The sequence below is a fragment of the Kitasatospora phosalacinea genome, from assembly GCF_000717185.1.
In the GTDB taxonomy this organism is placed as follows: Bacteria; Actinomycetota; Actinomycetes; order Streptomycetales; family Streptomycetaceae; genus Kitasatospora; species Kitasatospora phosalacinea_A.
The window spans coordinates 1-19,421 of the sequence record NZ_JNYE01000013.1 but is presented as its reverse complement, the minus strand read 5'-3'; the positions used below and the strand labels follow the sequence as shown (position 1 = coordinate 19,421).

The window sequence follows — 19,421 nt, the reverse complement described above, 5'->3', positions numbered from 1 at the left end:
CCCCGGTCGGGAGGCACGTGAACGTGACGGACCGTCAAGTGACTTCCACCAGGGGCGAGTTGCCCAGGTCTGGGGTGACGGTCACCGGGAGGCCGCGGCGGCGGTGCTGTTCGGCCCAGGCGGTGAGGGCCTGGCGGCAGGCGGTGTCGAGGTGGGTGAGGGGGGAGAGGTCGAGTTCGACGGGGCCGGTCGGGGAGACCTCCTCCAGGCGGTCGACCAGGGCGGGCAGTTTGAGGAAGGTCGCGTTGCCGTGGACGCGCACCACGGTGGCGTCGGGGGTCTGTTCGACCTGCAGCCGGATGTGGGTGACGTCCCAGGCGGTCTTGGCGAGCGCGGCGACCAGGCCGACGGCGACGCCCTCCAGCAGGTTGGTGGTGACGATGCCGAGGGTGGTGGCGGTCAGCACCAGCGCCTCGGAGCGGTCGGTGCGCCACAGCCGCAGGCGGGCGCGCGGGGCGAGGAGCTTGGCCCCGGCGTGCACGAGCAGGGCGGCGAGGGCGGCGAGCGGGACGAGTTCCAGCAGGCCGGGGAGGGCGAGGGTGAACAGCAGCAGCCAGCCGCCGTGCAGGACGCGGGCGGCCTTGGTGCGGGCCCCGGCCTGGACGTTGGTGGCGCTGCGGACGATCACTGCGGTCATCGGGAGGGCGCCGAGCGCGCCCGCGACGGTGTTGCCGATGCCCTGGGCGACGAGTTCGCGGTTGTAGCGGGTGCGCGGCCCGGCGTGCATGTGGTCGACGGCGGAGGCGCTGAACAGGCTCTCCGCGGAGGCGATCAGGGCGAACGCGAGCACGGTGCCCCAGACCCCGGCCCGGGCGAGCACCGCGAACTGGTCGGCGCCGGGCGGCTGCAGGGCGCCGAGCAGTCCGCCGACGCCGACGGTCGGAACGGGCAGGTGCAGCAGCCGGACGGCGGCCGCGGCGAGCGCGACCGCGGCGAGCGGGCCGGGCAGGGCGGCGAGTCGGCGCGGGGCGCGCTTCCACAGCGCCAGGACGGCGAGGACGCCCGCCCCGACGGCCAGGGACGCCCGGCCGGGCGCGGTGCCCACCGCCCGGAGCGCGGCGCCGGGCAGGTGGGCCAGGTCGGCGAGCGCCCCGCCGTGGGACGCGTCGGCCAGCAGGACGTACGCCTGGGAGGCGATCAGGACGAGGCCGATGCCGCTGAGCATGCCCTCGACCACGGAGGAGGAGACGGCGCGGAACCAGCGGCCCAGGCGCAGCAGTCCGAGCAGGACCTGCAGCAGTCCGGCGGTCAGCACGATGACGCCGAGGGCGGGCAGTCCGTGGGCGGTGACGGCGGAGTGGACGAGCACGGTGAGTCCGGCGGCAGGGCCGCTGACCTGCAGGCTGCTACCGGGCAGGGCTCCGGCGACCAGGCCGCCGACGATGCCGGTGACCAGGCCGAGTTCGGCGGGGGCCCCGGAGGCGACGGAGACGCCGACGCACAGCGGGACGGCGACCAGGAAGACGGTGATCGAGGCGGGCAGGTCGGTGCGCAGCACGGCGCGCACCCGGGTGGCGTTCCAGGGCATGGCGGGTCCTCGGGCTGGGAGCGTCGGGGGCTTCCGGAGGGTTTCTCGGGCCGGCGAGGGCCACTGCGGGCCGCGCACGGGGCGCCGCGTACGAGGGCGGAGCACACGGGGCGGAGCCGCAACGGAGGTTCGGCCGCGGCGCGGTGCGGGGCGTCCTCGCCCTCCGGGCCGCGGCGGAACCGGTGTCATGTCACCTTATCGACACCATCACGGTGCGTACACACCCACCGACTCCCCGTGGCGGTCTCGGCCAGCTTTTGTCCGGTTCCCGGCCGCGCACGCACCGCGCACGCCCCGCCCCGCAGCGCCCCGCGTGGTGCTACCAGAGGCCGAATCCGCGTCGCAGCGCGTGGAACGGGACGCAGTCGTACATGGTGCCCGCCCGGGCGTGGGGGCGGCCGAACACGGCGCCGGTGAGCAGGTGGTCGCCGGCCCGCTGGGGCAGGGGCAGCACGCCCCAGTCCCGGTCGCTGACCTCGCCCTGGGGGGTGTACTGGACGAAGCCGTCCCGGGCCAGCAGGTGGGCGGCGGTCTCCAGGGCGAGTTCGGAGGGCGGTCGGCCGATCAGCCGGATGCCCTCCAGGGTGACCTGCGGCCCAGTCAGGGCGTCCACGGCGACGCAGGTCAGGCCGAGGGTGTCGACGAACCAGGCCGTGACCTCGACCGCGTCCTCCGGGTGGGTGCCGGGGCGCCGGAAGTCGACCCGGGTCTCGACGGGGTCGGTGTACCTGGAACCGCCGTCCCGGGCCCGGTAGCCCTGCTCGGCCATCGCCGCCACCGCCTCGGCCCGGCCGGTGCCGAACCGCAGCGGGCCGACCCGTTCCATCGGTGCGGCGTCCCACTGGAGGCGGGCCTCCTCCGGGACGGACGTCCGGTGCAACCTCAGGTACTCGTCCGCCTCGTCCTGCGCCGTCACGCCCCGCCCCTCCGCCCTCTCCCACCCCTCTTGCCACTTCCAACGTACCGCGCCCCGGGGGCCTTGCCGCAAGGGCCGGTGGATGCCCCAGAATGTCCGGTCGGCGCCGCGGACGGGGGCATTGCGAACGATTCGTCCGTGAGCTGACGGAAAATCACTTGTCAGGCCATTTCGGAGGATTGATGATCGACGTGCTGGTGGTCGGCGGCGGGCCGACCGGGTTGATGCTGGCGTGCGAGCTGCGGCTGCACGGGGTGGAGGTGGTGGTCCTCGAGCGTCTGTCGGCGCCGACCGGGGAGTCCCGGGGGCAGGGGTTGCACGCGCGCAGTGTGGAGGTGATGGACCAGCGCGGTCTGTTGGAGCGGTTCCGGGCGGTGAGCGAGGAGTTCCGGGTCGGCGGGCTGTTCGCGGGCGAGGCGCGGGAGTGGCCGGAGGGGATGGACACGGCGCATCCGTACGGTCTGGCGACGCCGCAGCCGGTGACGGAGCGGCTGCTGTGGGAGCGGGCCGGGGAGTTGGGTGCGGAGCTCCGGCGCGGCTGCGAGGTGGTGGGGCTGGCCCAGGACGGGGAGGGGGTGGAGGCCGAGTTGGCGGACGGTTCGCGGCTGCGGGCGCGCTGGCTGGTGGGGTGCGACGGCGGGCGCAGCGCGGTGCGCCGGTTGGCGGGCGTGGCGTTCCCGGGCGAGCCGGCGACGGCGCAGACGCTGCTGGGGCAGATGGAGGCGGCGGAGGATCCGGCGCGGATCGCCGAGGTGGTGGCGGAGGTCCGGCGCACGCAGCTGCGGTTCGGGCTGCACCACGAGGGCGGCGGGGTGTACCGGGTGATCGTTCCGGCGGAGGGCGTGTCGGAGGACCGTGCGGCGCCGACGCTGGAGGAGTTCCGGGCCCGGCTGCGCGCGGTGGCGGGCACGGACTTCGGGGTGCACTCGCCGCGCTGGCTGTCCCGCTTCGGGGACGCGACGCGCCAGGCGGAGCACTACCGGGCGGGCCGGGTCCTGCTGGCGGGGGACGCGGCGCACGTCCACCCGCCGACGGGCGGCCAGGGCCTGAACCTGGGCGTGCAGGACGCGTTCAACCTGGGCTGGAAGCTGGCCGCCGAGGTGGCGGGCTGGGCCCCGCCGGGCCTGCTGGACACGTACCACGCGGAGCGGCACCCGGTGGGGGCGGCGGTGATCGCGCACACCCGGGCGCAGATGACGCTGCTGGGCACCTCGCCGGGCGCGGTGGCGCTGCGCGGGGTGTTCGCCCGGCTGATGGACTTCCCGGACGTCAACCGGTACGTCACCGGCGTGGTCTCGGGGGTGGACGTCCGCTACGACTTCGGCCCGGGCCCGGCGCTGCTGGGCCGCCGCCAGCGCGACGTGCAGCTGGTCGACGACCCGGCGGCGGGGCGGCTGTACGGGCGGATGCACGCGGGGCGGGGCCTGCTGCTGGACCGGTCGGGGCTGCTGTCCGCGGCCGGGTGGGAGGGCCGGGTGGACGTGCTGGTCGACGGCTGTCCGGAGCTGGGCGCCGCGGCGGTGCTGCTGCGTCCGGACGGGCACGTGGCGTGGGCGGGTGCGGAGCCGGGGGCCGGGGCGGGGCTGCCGGAGGCGCTGGCGCGCTGGTTCGGCCGGGCGGCGTAGGGCGGCGGGGCAGGCCGGCGGTCCGGCGGGGCGGACCCGGCGGGGCGCCGACCGGCGTTGTTCACCCCGGCGCCCCGGGGCGGAGTTTCTGTCCCTTTTGTTCATGTTTGCCCGATCCGACCTGGCACAGTGGGGAGGTCCTCCCCCACCGAGAAGATCGAGGTTCCCGATGGCCGCGACCCCCACGGCCTCCCCCTCCCCGTCCCCCGCGCCCGTGCCCGTGAGCGCCCCGTCCGTACTGGGACGGGTGGGGGGCGGCCGGTCGGTGGGGGTGCTGCTGGCGGCGGCCGCGGTGTTCTACGTGGTGTCGCCGGTGCTGCAGGGCGCGGCGCTCCCGGCGGTGCGGGTGCGGTTCGGGCTGGGCCCGCAGCAGGTGGTGGCGATGAAGGTGGGCGGCGGCGCGCTGATGGTGCTGTCGCTGTTCGCGGCGGGCCGGGCGGGGGACGTGTGGGGGCGGCGCCGGGTGCTGGCCTGGTCGCTGGGGGTGCTGGCGGCGGGGCTGGCGGTCGAGACGGTGGCGTTCTCGGACTGGTCGTACCTGCTGGGCCGGACGGTGGTGATCGTCGGGGTGTCGGCGGTCTTCGCGGGCTCCCTGGCCTCGGTGGCGGCGCTGAACCCGCCGGGCCGGATGCCGCAGGCGCTGGGCGGGTGGCTGGCGGTGATGTCGGCGGCGTTCTTCGCGGCGGCGAACCTGATCCCGCGGGCCCCGTCGATGCCGGGCCTGCGGGTGAGCGCGGGCCTGGGGGCGGTGGTCGCGGTGGGGCTGCTGGTGGCGGTGCTGCGGCGGCTGCCGGAGGCGGGCGACGCACCGGTGCCGCTGGACCGGCTGTTCCTGGGCGCGCTGGCGGTGGCGCTGGCCGCGACGGTGGCGGCGCTGCAGGTCGGCCCGGCGTGGGGCTGGGCGGACCCGCGGACGGTGGCGCTGCTGGCGGTGCTGCCGGCGGCGGCCGCGGTGGCGGGCCAGCGCTGGCGGCGGCACCGGTTCACGATGCCGCGGCGGATCGCGTCGATGGCGCTGGCGACGGGCGTGGCGGTGGGGTTCACCCAGGTCGCGCTGCTGCTGGCGCTGCCGGTGCTGACGGCGGCGTCCGGGATCGGGGTGGCGGCGACGGCGCTGATGGTCTCGGCGTACGGGGCGGGCGGGGTGGCGGGCTGCCTGCTGGTGCGGGGGCGGCGGATCTCGCCGGTGACGGGCTGCTCGCTGGGCCTGCCGCTGGCGGTGATCGGGTTGGCGCTGTGCCACGTGCTGCCGGTGCACGCGCCGACCGGGTTGCTGCTGGGCACGGTGGCGGCGGTGCTGACGGGGCTGGGCGTGATGATGGCGCAGGTGCCGCAGATGGCGTGGTTCCTGTCGGCGCTGCCGCGCGGCCGGCTGGGGACGGCGGCGGCGTTCCACCCGGTGTCGGTGCTGCTGGGGACGGCGGCGGCGCAGGCGCTGCCGGCCACGTCGGCGGTGAGCCTGGGGGCGAGCGAGCGGCAGGCGGAGAACGTGCTGTGGGTGGCGGCCGCAGTGGTGGCGGCGGGTGCGCTGATCGCGGGGCTGCCGATGGTGGTGCTGGGCGTGGTGGGGGCGGCGGCGGGCGAGTGGCTGCTGCTGCGGGTGCTGGCGGGCGCGGAGTTGGCGCAGCGTCCGCTGGCGCAGGGTTCGGCACTGGTGGTGGGGGTGGTGACGGGGCTGGTGGTGTGGGGGCGGCGGCAGCAGAGCGAGCGGTTGGCGGCGAGCCGGGCCAGTGCGGCGGCGCTGCAGGAGGCGGTGCTGCACCCGATCCCGGAGCGGCTGGGGGGCCTGCGGCTGGCGTCCCGCTACCAGGCGGCGACGGCGGGGACGGGCATCGGCGGGGACTTCCTGGAGGCGGTGCAGACCCCGCACGGGACGCGGGTGCTGATCGGGGACGTCCGGGGCAAGGGCCTGCAGGCGGTGCAGACGGTGACGGACCTGCTGGGGTGCTTCCGCTCGCAGGCGCACGAGACGGGCGACCTGGGCGAGCTGGCGGCCCGGCTGGACCGGCACACGGCGCGCAGCGCGGCGGCCCGCGGCGACGAGGAGCTGTTCGCGACGGCGCTGCTGCTGCAGCACCGGGTGCCGGACGGGTACGTCGAGGTGGTGAACTGCGGCCACCTGGCGCCGCTGGCGCTGGGCCCGGCCCCGGCGGGGGCGCGCGAGGTGGCGGCCCCGGCCCTGCTGCCGCTCGGCTTCGGCGTGCTGGGCGGGGACGTGCCGGTGCCGCGGCGGGTGCCGCTGCCCGCCGGGGAGGTGCTGCTGCTGTACACGGACGGGCTGACCGAGGCCCGCAACGCCTCGCGCGAGTTCTACCCGGCGGCGGAGCGGCTGTCGGCGGCGTTCGGTCCGAACAGCCCGGGCGGACCGGTCGCCGCGGGCGGTCCGGCGGAGGTGCTGGCCTTCCTGGAGCGGGACGTGCGCGACTGGAGCCACCGCCTGGTCGACGACATCGCGCTGATCGCGCTGACCCCGGAGTGACCCCGCGCCCCGCACCGTCGCGCCCCGCACCGTCGCGCCCCGCACCGTCGCGCCCCACACCGTCGCGCCCCACACCGTCGCGCCCCGCACCGTCGCGCCCCGCACCGTCGCGTCACTCCATGGAGTGAATTGATCACTGGTTGCGGCGAAAGCGGGTAAGTGGGGCCGCCCGGCCGACTCCCCTCCTTCGAACCGGCCGGAACCCGGCCGCACCCGCATCCGTACCCGAAGGAGAACGTCCCGTGACCGTCGTACCGCTCGACCCCGCCTCGCCCGCCTCTCAGGCCGTCGGCATCGACTTCGACCAGACCCTGGTCGCCCACGACGAGGGCTGGCAGGACGGCCGGATCTACGGCAGGCCCGTCCCGGGGGCGATCGAGTCGCTGCGCGCGCTGAAGCAGGTCCGTTCGGTGTTCATCATGACCGCCCGGCCGCGCCGCTTCCATCCCGCGGTGGCGGGCTGGCTGCGCGAGCACTCCGGCCTGGAGACGCTCGTCGACGAGGACCCCGAGCGCGCCTACTGGCAGGGCGACTGCCTGCTGGTGACCAACAAGAAGCTGGGCGCCGCCGTGTACATCGACGACCGGGCCGTCCGCTTCACCGGCGACTGGAACAGCGCCCTCGCCCAGGCCCGGCACGCCATCGGGCTCCCATCGGCACCGGTTCCGCACCGCTGCTGACCCGCCGCCGGGACCGCCGGGGCCCCGCGACCACGGCGCGATCCGGCCACGGGGGCGCGGCGGCCGGGGCGTCGGCGCTGCTCGGGGTGGGGCGTCCGGTGCGATCCGGTCATGCTTCCCCGAGAAGAGGTCCAGACCATTGACCGGGCCGGCCGCTCCCCCCGATGATCGTTCGCGCCGGGAGGACCCCGACCCCGCCGGCGCGGTCCGCACGACAACCGTCCCCAGGAGATTCCATGGCCTTCCGGCGCGCCACCAAGGCTCTCGCCGTCACCGCCCTCGCCGGCGCCCTCGCCCTCGGCGCGGCCGGCACCGCCTCCGCGGCCCCCGTCGCCGACCTGACCGGCAAGGGCTGCCCCGACGAGTACTTCAACGGCTACGGCGACGGCCAGTTCCAGCAGTTCCTGGCCTACACGTACACCGCCGGCAACGGCCAGCGCTACGGCCACTACCTCGTCTACTGGGTCAACTGGTCCGGCACCACCTACCAGGGCTCCGCCGACTACCGCTGCTACTGACCCGCACTGCCTACCGGTGCCCGGCGGTGGAGTCAACTCCCCGCCGGGCACCGGCGGGTGAACGGGCGGATGTGGCCGGTCGCAGCCCTGCCGCACCCGTCCGCCCGCGCGGTCCGGATGGGCGGGCCGCGGGCAGGATTCCCCCAGCGGAACGGAGCCGGACGGACGGGCGCGGGCATGGAGTTCACCATCAGCGGGCGGATCCGCCGCCGCGGGCTGCGGCTGGTCGGCCGGTCCGCGCCGGGCGTGCTCGGCACCGCGGCCCGGACCGCCGCCGCCACCGGGGAGCGCCGCACCGGCGCCCTGGCCCTGCTGGTCCTGTGCGCGGGCCTGCTGCCGCGCGGCGCCCTCGAACTGCGGCGCCTGCGCAGGCCCTTCCGGCTCCGCCTGGACGACACCGGGCTCACCCTGCACGACACCGAAGTCCCCTGGCACGCCGTCGAGTCGGTGGCGCTGCGGCACCCGCCGCGGTCCGCCGAGAACGACGGCTCCAGCCCTTCCCCGCCCCGGTTGGTGCTGCGGCTCGCCCCGGGCGCGGAACTTCCCCGCGAGCCCGGGCGCGGCGCCGCCCCGCGCGAGCACACCCTGCTCGACTGCACCGACCTCGACCAGCCGCAGGCCGAACTCGTCCGCGCGCTGCGGGAGTTCGCCGGCCACCGGTTCGAGACCGCGCCCCGGCACCTGCTGCCGCCCGGCCCCCGGGACGCCCGCGATCCCCGACTCGGCGGCGTGGAACGGCAGTTCACCGGCCGCCGCGCCGACCCCGCCGTCCGGACGGCCGTCACCGCCACCGCCGCCGCGATCTGCGCCGTCCCGCCGGCCGGCGCCCTCGCCCTCGGCCGCGCGCTCGGCTCCGCGCCGTTCGCCGTCCTGGGCGCCCTGCTCACCGCACCGCTGTGCCGGGCGTCCGGGCGGGCGGCCCGCCGCCAACTGCGCCCGCTGCGGCTGCGGATCGGCCCGGACGGCATCGGCCTGCGCGACCCCGCCGAGGCCGAGGCGTTCGCCCGCTGGCCCGACATCGGCGCCGTCACCACCGGCCGCCTCCCGCACACCGCCGAGGCGCACCCCCACCTGGTCGTGTACGCCGTGCCCGGCGCCGTCCTGCCGTTCCCGCGCGGCTTCGTCGACCGCGGGCCACCTGGGCTAAGCCCTGCTGCGCCTGGACCGCCTCCCCGACCGGGGCCGCGACCTGCCCGCCGCGCTGCGCGCCTTCGCCCCCGACCGCTACACCGACCTCGGCTGACCCGCCACCGCGCCCCCGCCCGCGCCCCTGCCCCTGCCCCCGCCTGCCCCCTCGCCCGGGAGCCCCAGCAGTTCCAGCAGCTCCGCCCCGGCCGCCCGCAGCGAGGGCGCGCAGCGGGCGGCGCCGGGCAGTGCCGCGGGCGGGTGGGAGAGCGTCAGGCCGATCACCGTGCACCCGGCCGCCGCGCCCGCGGCGACGCCCGCCGGGGCGTCCTCCACCACCAGGCAGCGCCGCGGGTCGACGCCCAGCCGCCGCGCGGCCAGCAGGTACGCCCCGGGGTGCGGCTTGGCCTCCCGCACGTCCTCCCCGTAGACCTGCACCCGCGGCAGCGGCAGCCCGGCCAGGGCGAACCTGCGGTGCACCGGGCCGCGGCTGCCCGAGGTGACCAGCGCCCAACTGCCGGGGCGCAGCGCCGCCAGCAGCTCGGCGGCGCCGTCCGCGGCGGGGAAGGCGTCGCCCTCACGGTGCATCAGCCCGTTCAGGACGCGGCGTTCGGCGGCCGGGTCGAGGGCGGGGGCGACCTCGCGGACGGTGTCCTCGGGGCGGCGGCCGAAGGTGCGGTGCCAGACGTGCTCGGCGTCCAGGCCGCGCAGCCGGGCCCAGGCCTCCCAGATGCGGCGGTAGGCGGGCAGCGAGTCCAGCAGCACCCCGTCCACGTCGAACAGCACCGCGTCCACCGCTCCCCCGTCCTCTCCCCCGGTCAACGCCCGTCCCGCGGGCGCCCCGGGCCGATGGTATTCGTACCAGCCGACCGGATTCGATGCGATTATCGACATCCAGACACCGAAATACGGACGATTTCGGCCGCTATCGCCCGTTTGATCATGCCTTGCTCCCGGTACCGGAAGGTCCAGGACGTGGCCCGGGCGCGACCGGCGGCGGCCGGGGCACGTAGTCTGCGGGCATGACTGACGCCGCGCACCTCACTCCCCAGGCCGCCTTCGAGATGCTGTTGGCGGGCAACGGCAGGTTCGTCGACGGCACCCCGCGCCACCCGAACCAGGACGCCGCCCGACGCGCCCAGACCGCCCCCTCCCAGGCACCGTTCGCGGTGCTGTTCGGCTGCTCCGACTCCCGGCTCGCCGCTGAGATCATCTTCGACCAGGGCCTCGGCGACCTCTTCGTGGTCCGCACCGCCGGCCACGTGCTCGGCCCCGAGGTGCTCGGCAGCATCGAGTACGGCGTGAGCGTGCTCGGCACCCCGCTGGTGATCGTCCTGGGCCACGACTCCTGCGGCGCGGTCGGCGCCACCCGGGAGGCGGTGGCGGTCGGCGCCAGCGGCGAGGGCTTCGTCCGCGACGTGATCGAGCGGGTCACCCCGAGCGTGCTGGCCGCCAACGCGGCCGGCTACACCGACAACGCCGACTTCATCGACGAGCACATACGGCACACCGTCGCCCTGCTGCTCGACCGCTCCCACACCATCGCCGCCGCGGTCGCCGCGGGCACCACCGCCGTGGTCGGCCTCTCCTACCGCCTCGTCGACGGCACCGCCCACCTGGTCACCACCCGCGGCCTCGACCTCCCCGCCGCCGCCTGACCCGCCGCCACCGGCCCCTGCCACCACCGGCCCCGCGGCCCCGCCCCGACAGTGATCGGGACGGGGCCGCGCCTCGTCGGGCCGAGGTGACGGCCGGCCCGGTCAGCCCAGGCGGTGGCTCTCGGGCGGGCCCAGCAGGCTCGGGCGCAGGCCGCCGGTGTCGATCACCAGGCGCTGGAGGACGACGGTCGGGTCGACCATCCAGATGGTCAGCCGGTGCGGGCCGGGTTCGGTGAGGGTGTGGACGGTGGCGCTGCGGCGGACGTTGTCGGAGGTGCCGTAGGCCCACTGGGGGTTCATGGTGCCGGAGTCGGCGCCGCTCCGGGCGATCGTCTCGACGGTCTGCGGGGGCTGGTCGTCGAAGGAGACGGCGTAGGCCGGGCCGCCGGTGGCGAGGGCGTCGTTGCGCGGGGAGAGGTGGGCCCAGACGGTGACCGGGCCGGTGGTGAACAGGGTGACCTGGTACTCCAGGCGCGGCCCGGACCCGCCGGGCGTCTGGCGGGGTGCGGTGACGGGCACGGGAGTGACGCCCGCGCTGGTGCGGCCGATGCCGGGGACGGTCTGCCAGGAGATCCCGCCCGCGGCGACGGCCCGGGTGTGGTGCTCGGCGTCGATCGCGACGTAGCCGTTGGCTTCGACGTGCCCGACCCGGATGCTCTTCGAAAGTTTCGGACGGTTCACCACGGCCTTGACGACGACGCTCGCGCCGTCCGGCCCGGTGACGGTGACGGGCACCTCGGTGGTGCCGTACGGGGCACGGGCCCAGTCGACGGCGAGGACGACCCGCTGCTGCTTGTCGATCCGCCCGGCGGGCCGGTCCGCGGTGAGCCAGGGTGCGCCGGTGGTGACCCGGTAGTCGAAGGGCCGCCTGCCGCGGTTGAACACCTCGACGTACTGGGCGGGTTGGCTCTGGTAGGGGCTGAACTCGGGCAGTACGGCCGGGGATTGCTCGTTCGGCCACCAGGCGGCGGAGCCGTCGACGGCGACGCCCAGTTCGGCGGTGTCGGGCAGCTCGATCCGGGCGACGGCGGGGAACAGCACGTCGGGGAGGGCGACGTTGTCGCGTTCCGGCTGCTGCCAGGGCGCGTTGGGGCCGTACCGGTCGACGTCGCCGTAGTCGATGTGCGGCTGGGTCTGGAAGCCGTTCCACTTCCCGCCCGCGACCCGGGTGTTGAAGCGTTCGGCGAGCGCGAAGTCGTCGGCGAGCCGGGCCTCGGCGGCGGTGGCGAGGTCGTTGGTCAGGGCCCGGCCCTGCGGCGCGTAGTGCAGGTTGGTGAACTGGGCGGCGCGCAGCGCGTACAGGTTGGCGGTGGCGGCGACCTCGTAGCCGACGAGTTCGTACCAGGCGTCCTGGACGGCGGCGGGCAGGCGGCGGCCGATCCGTTCGGCGTCCGCGGCCAGCGACTGCCAGCGGGCGGTGACCGTCTCCAACTCGCGGTAGTCGGTGAGGGAGAAGGGGGTGGCCCGGTCGTCGTAGCGGATCGCGGACGGATCGGTGGCCGGGTCCTTCGCCGGGTCGACGGTGATCTTGCGGTTGAGCAGTTCGGGCTTGCGGATCGACTGCAACTGGCCGTAGGCGGAGAGGAGTTCGGCGATCTGCCGGGCCTGGGCCGGGCCGAAGTTCTGCCGGGCGTACTCGGTCTCCCAGTCGGTCAGCCGCTCCAGCGGCCAACTCCCGGGCTGCCAGGCGTAGTCGAGGAAGAACTGGGTGGGCAGTTCGTTGCCCTTGAGGTCGCCGACGTTGGCGACCCAGAGCGTGCGGTTGCCGTGGGCGTACGACTGGTGGAGCTGCTCCCACAGGTTGGGCAGGCAGGTGGTGTCGACCCACTTGTAGTTGCGGCCCACGCCGACGTAGTCGAAGTGGTAGTAGAGGCCGTACCCGCCGCCGCGGGCGCCCTCGGCGGGGTCGGGCAGCTTGCGGACGTTGCCCCAGTTGTCGTCGGTGAGCACCACCGTGACGTCGTCCGGCACCCGCAGGCCGCGGTCCCAGTAGCGCTGCACCTCCTTGTAGAGCGTCCAGACCTGCGGGATCGTGGCCGGGTCGCGGCCGGTGACCTCGGCGAGGATGCTCCGCTGGGCGGCGATGATCTCCGTCATCAGCTCGATGCCGTCGCCGTCGGGCAGGCTGACGTCGCCGTTGCCGCGCATGCCGAGGGTGACCACGCCCTCGATGCCCTGCTCGACCGTCCGGCGCACGCCGTCCCGCCAATAGGCCTTCACCGCCTCGGCGTTGCGGCGGAACGACCACTCGCCGGTGCCGCCGTACGGGTCGTGCCCGGGGGTGGTGACGTTGCCCGCGGCGTCGCGGACGGCGGGCGTGGCGTGCCGGTTCCACTCCTCGATGCCGCGCATCATCGGGGCCTCGTGCGAGGTGCCGATGACGATGCCGTACGCGGTGGCGGTGGCGTGGTTGAGCGGGTCGTCCTCCGCGAAGGCGCGGCCCCAGACGGCGGGCCACAGGTAGTTGGCGCGCAGCCGCAGCATCACCTCGAAGACCTTGGCGTAGAAGTCGGCATTGAAGCCGCCGGGGAAGCCGGGCGCCTTGCCCGGGCCGAAGAACGCGGGCGCCCAGGTGCCGAGCGCCGGGTTCTCGTCGTTGATGAACACGCCCCGGTACTTCACCGCGGGCGTTCCCTGGCTGTGCCGGCCCGCCAGCGCGTACACCGCGTCGCGGTGCTGCGGGACGACGTCGTCCCACCAGTACCAGGGCGAGACGCCCATGCCGCGGGAGGCGTCGTACGCGCCGTAGATCGTGCCGCGCTGGTCGCTGCCCGCGATCACCAGGGCGCGGTCGACGCCCGGCAGCGGGTGCTCGACGACGGCCTGCAGGGAGGTCTCCCAGCGGCCGGCGATGCCGCTCACGTCGAGCCGTCCGGCCGCGACCAGCTGGTCGACCAGCGGGCTGCGGCCGATCGTGCCGACGATCACCGCGGTGCGGCCGCGGGGGACGCCGTCGCGCACGACCGCGGGGCGGACGCCGGTGACGCGCTCCAGGTCGGCCGCGAGGTCACCGACGACGCGCAGCACGCCGGGGTGGTCCGCGCCGCTGACCACGAGCGGGGCGGCACGGCCGTCCTCGACCAGCGGGAGGCAGCCGGGGCGCGGGGTGAAGGAGATCCAGCCGCCCGGGTCGGTCGCCCGGAGGCCGTTGCCATTGCCGTCGCCGCTGCCGTCGCTGTCGCTGTCGCTGTCGCTGTCGGAGGAGGAGGACGCGGCGGCCCAGGCCTCGGTACTCAGGCCGAGGGCCCCGCCGAGCGGGGTGGCGGCGAGGCCGAGCCCCAGGCCCATGCCGAGGGCGGCCCGGCGCCCGGTGGTGAACTGCGGTGCTGGTCGGTGCATGGTGGCTCTCCCGACGGCCAGGGTTTCGAAAATTTCGAAACAGTACCTTTATATTTCGGAGCCACCTTTGGGTACGACCCGACCGGGGGTCAACCCCCTTGCACCGGGAATCTGCGGGAGCGCAGCGCACACCGTGCAGTTGCTCGCCCCGGAGCCCGAATCCTTTTCCCGGTCCGGCGGCTCTTGTGATCGCACGGCCCGCGGGGCCGACGCACCGCATCGAGCACCTGGAGACCCCCGTGCCCCTTTCCCCGCCTTCCCCTTCCCCTTCCCCTTCCCCCTCGCCCTCGCCCGCCCTCTCGCCCTCCCCCGGCGGGGTGCTACTGGTGCACGGCGCCTGGCACACCGGCCACGCGTGGGACGGCGTCGCTGCCGGGCTGCGGGCGCGCGGCCTCGCCGTGGCCGTCGCCGAACTGCACCGCGGCTCGCTGGCGGCCGACGTCGCCGCGGCCGAAGCCGCACTCGACCGGCTGGACGGGGACGGGCCGGTCGTGGCGTGCGGCCACTCCTACGGCGGCGCCGTCATCACCGGCCTCCCGCCGCACCGGATCGACCACCTCGTGTACCTCGCCGCGATGATGCCCGACCGCGGCGAGACCGCCCTCGGCCTCCTCGCCGACGCACCGCCCACCGCCCTGGCGACCAGCATGGTCGGCGACCCCTCGGGCAGCACCACGACGATCGACCCCGAGGCCGCGGGAAACCTGTTCCACGCCCAACTCGACCCGGCGGAACGCGCCCGCCACACCGCCCGACTCGTCCCCCAGGCGATGGCCCCCGGCAGCCAGCCGACGACCGCCGCCGCCTGGCACCAGCGGCCCAGCACCTACGTCGTCTGCACCGAGGACCGCGCCGTCCACCCGCACCTCCAGCACCGGTTCGCCGCCCGCGCGACCCACGTCCTCACCTGGCGCAGCGACCACGGCGCCTTCGCCTCGCACGAAACGGAGACCGTCGACCTGCTCCACCGCCTGGCCACCGACAGCCGCCCCGACCATCCCAACCACCCCGACCGCACCGCCCGCACCGACCGCTGAGCCCCCGTCACCACCCCGCCGCCTTCGCCCGCTGGGCGGAGATCAGGTCGCGGCACCCCGCGTACGGGACCTCCGGCGTGCGCCGCTGCTGCGCGCCGCTGCTGCGCCGCCGCTGCGCCGTGAACCGTTCCGCACCGGCGTCGAGGTCCGACCGCAGGTGCTCCGGGGCCGGTCCCGCGGCAGCAGGACCGGCCCCGGAGCCCCGGTCAGTTGCGCAGGCTCCACTGCTGGTTGCCCGCGCCCGAGCAGCCCCACAGCTGGATCTTCGTCCCGTTGGCCGTGCCCGTGCCGGAGGCGTCCACGCACAGGCCCGACTGCACACCGGTGACGGTGCCGTTGGAGTTGACGTTCCACTGCTGGTTGGTCTGGCCGTTGCAGTCCCAGACCACGACGGCGGTGCCGTTGGCGGTCCCCTGGGCCGAGGCGTCCAGGCACTTGTTGCCGTAGACCACCAACTGCTTGCCCGCCGTGTAGGTCCACCGCTGGTTGGTGCCGCCGTGGCAGTCCCACAGCTGGGCCTGGGTGCCGTTGCTCGTGGAGGAGCCCGGGACGTCGACGCAACGGCCCGACGCCTGGCCCACGATCTCCTGGCCGGTGTTCGGCGGGGTGGTGGTGCCGGAGCCGAACTGGCTGAAGAACTTCCAGACTTCGCCGGACGTCCAGGTGCGCCAGCCGTCGCAGGTGCACCCGTCGATCGGGCCGGGGTCGTGGCCCGCTCCGTCGAACGCGGCCCAGACGACCGGGTACCCGGACTTGCACCCGGAGTAGGTGGTGACGACGTGCGTCAGGCTGCCGGGAGCCGGCTCGGACGGGTTCTGCGGGGTGCAGCCGTTGTTCCTGACGAACTGGTCACGGAGCCCCCTCCCCAAGGAGATGGGCAGGACGTCGTCGCGGAGGCCGTGCAGCCCCATGTAGGCGATCGGCTGCGTACCGCCGCTGCACCCGCTGAGGTTCGCCCCGGCGTAGACCGCGACCCCGCGGAAGACCGTCGCCCGGCTACAGGCGAGCGCGTAGCTCATCCCGCTGCCGTAACTGAAACCGGCGGCGAAGAGCTGCGTCGTGTCGACGCACAGGCCGGCTTCGAGCTGCCTGGTCAGGTCGTCGACGAAGGTGACGTCCTGGCCGTTGGAGTTGGCCCAGCCGTTGTCGAAGCCCTGCGGCGCGACGAAGACGGTGCCGTTGTTGTCGGCGTCCGCCAGTCGCCGCAGGCCGTAGTAGGACCAGTTGTACCCGTCGGTGCCGCCCGAGTCGACGTCGTTGGCGGTGCCGCCCCGCCAGTGGAACCCGAAGACCAACCGGTAGGGGCGGTTCTGGTCGTAGTTGGCGGGGATCCGCAGGATGTAGCTGCGGGTCTGGCCGCTGCTGGTGATCGTGTGGGCGCCGCTCACCAGCGACGGCGCCTTGCCGCAGCCGCCGCTGGCCGCGGCGGCGGTGACCGGCGCGGCGACCGTGACCGGCGCGGCGACCGTGACCGGCGCGGCGGTCGCGCTGAGGCCGGTGCTCAGCGCCGTGCCGATCGCAGCCACGACGACGACCACCGGGGCCAGCGCACGTGTGAACAAGGAACTGCGTTTCACGGGCTCTTCCTCCGCTGTGGGTGGACGGGAGTTCAGGGCGCCGGCCGACGGACCTTCCGCGGGCCGGTCGAAACGGTTCCTTCGAGCGGGTCGGAACCTCGGTGTTGCGCACGGGTGGGGGCAGGGCCACCGGTGGTGTTAGCGCTAACAATCGTGCGCACGCCCTCTCCTGCACAATGACGCGGGGCATTCCGGAGGAGGTTCGAGGGCGACGGCCGCAGCCTGCCCCACCCCGCACGCGCCGTCAACCCTTCTCTCCACGGCCCAACTCCCCATCCTGCCAAGCCCGGAGGGCGCACTGCCAAGCCCGGAGGGCGCACTGCCGCGAGAAGGGTTGACACTGCGCGCAGGGTGCTGGAAGCTCCATCTGGCCGACGCCGGGGGCGTGCATTTCCACGGCCCCCTCCACGATTGATTGTTAGCGCTAACACTTCGTCGTCCGCCCCCCAGCTTCGACGGACCCCGCCCCGACCCCCGCGCGCGATCACGGGAACGTCCACTGAAACTTACTTGTCATGCCCACGAAAATGTTGGGTGCGTGCCGAGCCGTCAGGAAGCAGACAGCCCCACCACTCCCACCACTCCCACCAGGAGGCGACCACATGCTCCCCCCGACCCCGCGCACCACCCGACCACCGGCGCGCACACGGCTGCGGAGGACGCTGGCCGGCGTGCTCTCGGCGTTGCTCCTGTCCCTGGCCGTTCCGCTGCTCTCCCTGGGCTCGGCCGCACCGGCCGCGGCCCTGGGCAACGGTTTGGCGACCACGCCGCCGATGGGTTTCAACGACTGGAACGCCTACGGCTGCAACGTCTCCGAGTCGCTGATCAAGAGCACGGCGCTGGCCATGCACAACAACGGCATGCAGAGCGCCGGGTACCAGTACGTCAACATCGACGACTGCTGGATGACCCGCACCCGGGGCTCCGACGGACGCCTGGTGCCCGATCCGAACAAGTTCCCGGACGGGATCAAGGGCACCGCCGACTACGTCCACTCGCTGGGGTTGAAGCTGGGCATCTACGAGGACGCCGGGCTGCAGACCTGCGCCGGTTTCCCGGGCAGCCTGGGCCACGAGACCACGGACGCGCAGACCTTCGCCGCCTGGGGCGTGGACTACCTGAAGTACGACAACTGCTACGCCGGGCCGGGCTGCGCGCTGAACTCCTGCCCCAACGGCAGCAAGGCGCCCGCGCAGACCCGCTACACCACGATGCGCGACGCCCTGGCCGCGACGGGGCGGCCCATCCTGTTCAGCCTGTGCAACTGGGGCGAGGACAACGTGTGGACCTGGGGCGCCGGTGTCGGCAACAGCTGGCGCACCACGGGTGACATCAACGCGAGTTACTCCAGCATGCTGTCGATCTTCCACAGCAACGTGAAGCTGGCGGCCTACGCCGGCCCCGGCCACTGGAACGACCCGGACATGCTGGAGGTCGGCAACAGCCCGCTCACCGACACCGAGAGCCGCTCGGAGTTCAGCCTGTGGGCGGAGATGGCCGCTCCGCTGATCGCCGGCACCAACATCGCCTCGGCCAGTACGAACACCCTGTCCACGCTCACCAACGCCCGGGTGATCGCGGTGGACCAGGACCCGCTGGGCAAGCAGGGAACCATGGTCTCCTCCGTCGGCGGTCTCGACGTGCTGGCCAAGCCGCTGGCCAACGGCGACGTCTCCGTGGTCCTGTTCAACGAAACCGGGTCGACCGCGACGATCAGCACCTCCGCCGCCGCGATCGGGAAGACCGGGGCGTCCAGCTACGACCTCACCGACCTGTGGTCCGGCGCGACTTCGACCACCACCGGCACCATCAGCGCCTCGGTCCCGGCGCACGGCACCACGATGCTCCGCGTCGCGGGCGGCACCGGCGGCGGAACGGACCGGACCGGCCCGGTGCTCGCGGTCGGTGCGAACAAGTGCCTGGACGTGCCGAACTCGACCACCACCCCGGGCACCCAACTGCAGATCTGGGACTGCAACGGCCAACCGAACCAGACCTGGACCCGCACCGCCTCCGGCCAGCTGACCGTCTCCTCGGGCGGCACCCAGATGTGCCTGGACGCGTACAACAGCCAGACCGCGCCCGGCACCAAGGTCGAGACCTGGACCTGCAACGGCCAGGCGAACCAGCAGTGGCGGGTGAACGCCGACGGCACCGTCACCGGCGTCCAGTCCGGACTCTGCCTCGACGTCACCGCCAGGTCCACCGCCAACGGCGCCCTGGTCGAGCTGTGGACCTGCAACGGCCAGAGCAACCAGCAGTGGAAGCTCGGATGACTTCCGCCCGGAGGGCTCCCCGACCGCCCTCCGCCACAGGCTCCCCCGCGCTCCCCCCCGCGCTCCGGCGCGGGGGGGCCCGGCCCACCCTCCGTGCCGCGCCCGGTGGGCGGTGATCAGGTCGCGGTACCAGGCGAACGAGGCCTTCGGCGTGCGCCGCTGCCGCTTGCGGAGCAGCTGCGGCTCGAAGGAGCCCTCGCGGTCGCGGGGGACGTCGATCCGAACCGGGCCGACCTCGGTCAGCACGGTCTTCGAGCGAACGCCGTTGCGAGAGTTCCCGCCACCGGCCCCGGCCGGGTCGTGCTTCTCGTAGCCGAGACGGTCCGTCAGCTCGCCTTCGGGGGCGGACTCCAGGAGCTTCTCCGTGAGCTCCTGGAGCAGGCCTCCGGCGCCGGTGAGTTGCAGCCCGCTCGCGCGGACCCGGTCGACCAACTGCCCGATCAACTGGTCGTCCAAGGCGTCCGGCTGCAACTCCACCGGCCGTACGGTCTCCACGGCCTCGGCCGAGACGGTCACGTCCGTCGTCAGGTGCTACTTCCTTGATCGGGAGTTGCACCGTTCTTTGGGCTCTGTCCCGTAATCGGTGGTAGCGCTCTGTGGTGGTCACTGGAGGAGGATGCGGTGGCGGAGCAGAGGGAACCTGGCTCGGCCGTGCATTTGCCT

The 19,421-nt window shown here is 74.6% G+C and carries 12 protein-coding genes and 1 pseudogene; 7 read left to right on the top strand and 6 right to left on the bottom strand.

Annotated features, from left to right (window positions below):
• Window positions 1–34 precede the first annotated feature (34 nt).
• Together OO57_RS07575 and OO57_RS07570 are read right to left on the bottom strand one after the other, a co-directional pair.
• Window positions 35–1,528, bottom strand: a complete 1,494-nt coding sequence (locus tag OO57_RS07575) for a SulP family inorganic anion transporter (RefSeq protein WP_033251533.1) — start codon at window positions 1,526–1,528, stop codon at window positions 35–37.
• A gap of 319 nt (window positions 1,529–1,847) precedes the next feature.
• Entirely contained in the window at window positions 1,848–2,444 is a 597-nt protein-coding gene (locus OO57_RS07570; protein WP_051776841.1) for a hypothetical protein, read from the bottom strand.
• A gap of 92 nt (window positions 2,445–2,536) precedes the next feature.
• Here OO57_RS07570 and OO57_RS07565 point away from each other — a divergent pair, with 92 nt between their 5' ends.
• The 4 genes from OO57_RS07565 to OO57_RS07550 all read left to right on the top strand — a co-directional run bounded on the left by OO57_RS07565 (window position 2,537) and on the right by OO57_RS07550 (window position 7,746).
• Window positions 2,537–4,069, top strand: a complete 1,533-nt coding sequence (locus OO57_RS07565) for an FAD-dependent monooxygenase (RefSeq protein ID WP_106973927.1) — start codon at window positions 2,537–2,539, stop codon at window positions 4,067–4,069.
• A gap of 169 nt (window positions 4,070–4,238) precedes the next feature.
• Window positions 4,239–6,548, top strand: coding sequence for an MFS transporter (locus tag OO57_RS39210; protein ID WP_051776839.1), 2,310 nt, complete (start codon window positions 4,239–4,241; stop codon window positions 6,546–6,548).
• 242 nt (window positions 6,549–6,790) lie between these two features.
• Window positions 6,791–7,228: a hypothetical protein gene (locus OO57_RS07555; RefSeq protein WP_033251531.1), complete on the top strand. Its 438-nt coding sequence runs from the start codon at window positions 6,791–6,793 to the stop codon at window positions 7,226–7,228.
• Window positions 7,229–7,464: 236 nt separating this feature from the next.
• A complete protein-coding gene (locus OO57_RS07550) occupies window positions 7,465–7,746 on the top strand; it encodes a hypothetical protein (RefSeq protein WP_033251530.1) in 282 nt (93 codons plus the stop codon).
• A 1,224-nt stretch (window positions 7,747–8,970) separates the two neighbouring features.
• On the opposite strand, the gene OO57_RS07545 is transcribed toward OO57_RS07550, so the two are convergent.
• Entirely contained in the window at window positions 8,971–9,693 is a 723-nt protein-coding gene (locus tag OO57_RS07545) for an HAD-IA family hydrolase (protein WP_033251529.1), read from the bottom strand.
• A gap of 200 nt (window positions 9,694–9,893) precedes the next feature.
• On the opposite strand from OO57_RS07545, the gene OO57_RS07540 reads away from it, so the two are divergent.
• Window positions 9,894–10,529, top strand: coding sequence for a carbonic anhydrase (locus tag OO57_RS07540; protein ID WP_033251528.1), 636 nt, complete (start codon window positions 9,894–9,896; stop codon window positions 10,527–10,529).
• 102 nt (window positions 10,530–10,631) lie between these two features.
• On the opposite strand, the gene OO57_RS07535 is transcribed toward OO57_RS07540, so the two are convergent.
• Window positions 10,632–13,868, bottom strand: coding sequence for a glycosyl hydrolase 115 family protein (locus OO57_RS07535; RefSeq protein ID WP_033251527.1), 3,237 nt, complete (start codon window positions 13,866–13,868; stop codon window positions 10,632–10,634).
• Window positions 13,869–14,185: 317 nt separating this feature from the next.
• Between OO57_RS07535 and OO57_RS07530 the strand changes: the two genes are divergently transcribed.
• On the top strand, window positions 14,186–14,905 hold the full coding sequence (locus OO57_RS07530; protein WP_158715046.1) for an alpha/beta hydrolase: 720 nt from the start codon (window positions 14,186–14,188) through the stop codon (window positions 14,903–14,905).
• A gap of 206 nt (window positions 14,906–15,111) precedes the next feature.
• Here OO57_RS07530 and OO57_RS07525 read toward each other — a convergent pair whose 3' ends face one another.
• Window positions 15,112–16,410 (bottom strand): ricin-type beta-trefoil lectin domain protein, encoded by a 1,299-nt coding sequence (locus OO57_RS07525; RefSeq protein WP_418909874.1) that lies wholly within the window; start codon window positions 16,408–16,410, stop codon window positions 15,112–15,114.
• Between the two features lie 674 nt (window positions 16,411–17,084).
• On the opposite strand from OO57_RS07525, the gene OO57_RS07520 reads away from it, so the two are divergent.
• Window positions 17,085–18,758 carry a glycoside hydrolase family 27 protein gene (locus OO57_RS07520; RefSeq protein WP_051776831.1) on the top strand — a complete coding sequence of 558 codons (1,674 nt, stop codon included), beginning with the start codon at window positions 17,085–17,087 and terminating at the stop codon, window positions 18,756–18,758.
• 153 nt (window positions 18,759–18,911) lie between these two features.
• On the opposite strand, the pseudogene OO57_RS40760 reads toward OO57_RS07520, so the two are convergent.
• A pseudogene (locus tag OO57_RS40760) lies at window positions 18,912–19,286 on the bottom strand (transposase); the annotation flags it as partial.
• Window positions 19,287–19,421 lie beyond the last annotated feature (135 nt).

Excerpts from the sequence above, each read along its gene's own strand:
- OO57_RS07575 (WP_033251533.1), bottom strand. The coding sequence starts at position 1,528 with ATGCCCTGGAACGCCACCCGGGTGCGCGCCGTGCTGCGCACCGACCTG.
- OO57_RS07565 (WP_106973927.1), top strand. The coding sequence starts at position 2,537 with ATGTCCGGTCGGCGCCGCGGACGGGGGCATTGCGAACGATTCGTCCGT.
- OO57_RS39210 (WP_051776839.1), top strand. The coding sequence starts at position 4,239 with ATGGCCGCGACCCCCACGGCCTCCCCCTCCCCGTCCCCCGCGCCCGTG.
- OO57_RS07550 (WP_033251530.1), top strand. The coding sequence starts at position 7,465 with ATGGCCTTCCGGCGCGCCACCAAGGCTCTCGCCGTCACCGCCCTCGCC.
- OO57_RS07540 (WP_033251528.1), top strand. The coding sequence starts at position 9,894 with ATGACTGACGCCGCGCACCTCACTCCCCAGGCCGCCTTCGAGATGCTG.
- OO57_RS07535 (WP_033251527.1), bottom strand. The coding sequence starts at position 13,868 with ATGCACCGACCAGCACCGCAGTTCACCACCGGGCGCCGGGCCGCCCTC.
- OO57_RS07520 (WP_051776831.1), top strand. The coding sequence starts at position 17,085 with ATGCTCCCCCCGACCCCGCGCACCACCCGACCACCGGCGCGCACACGG.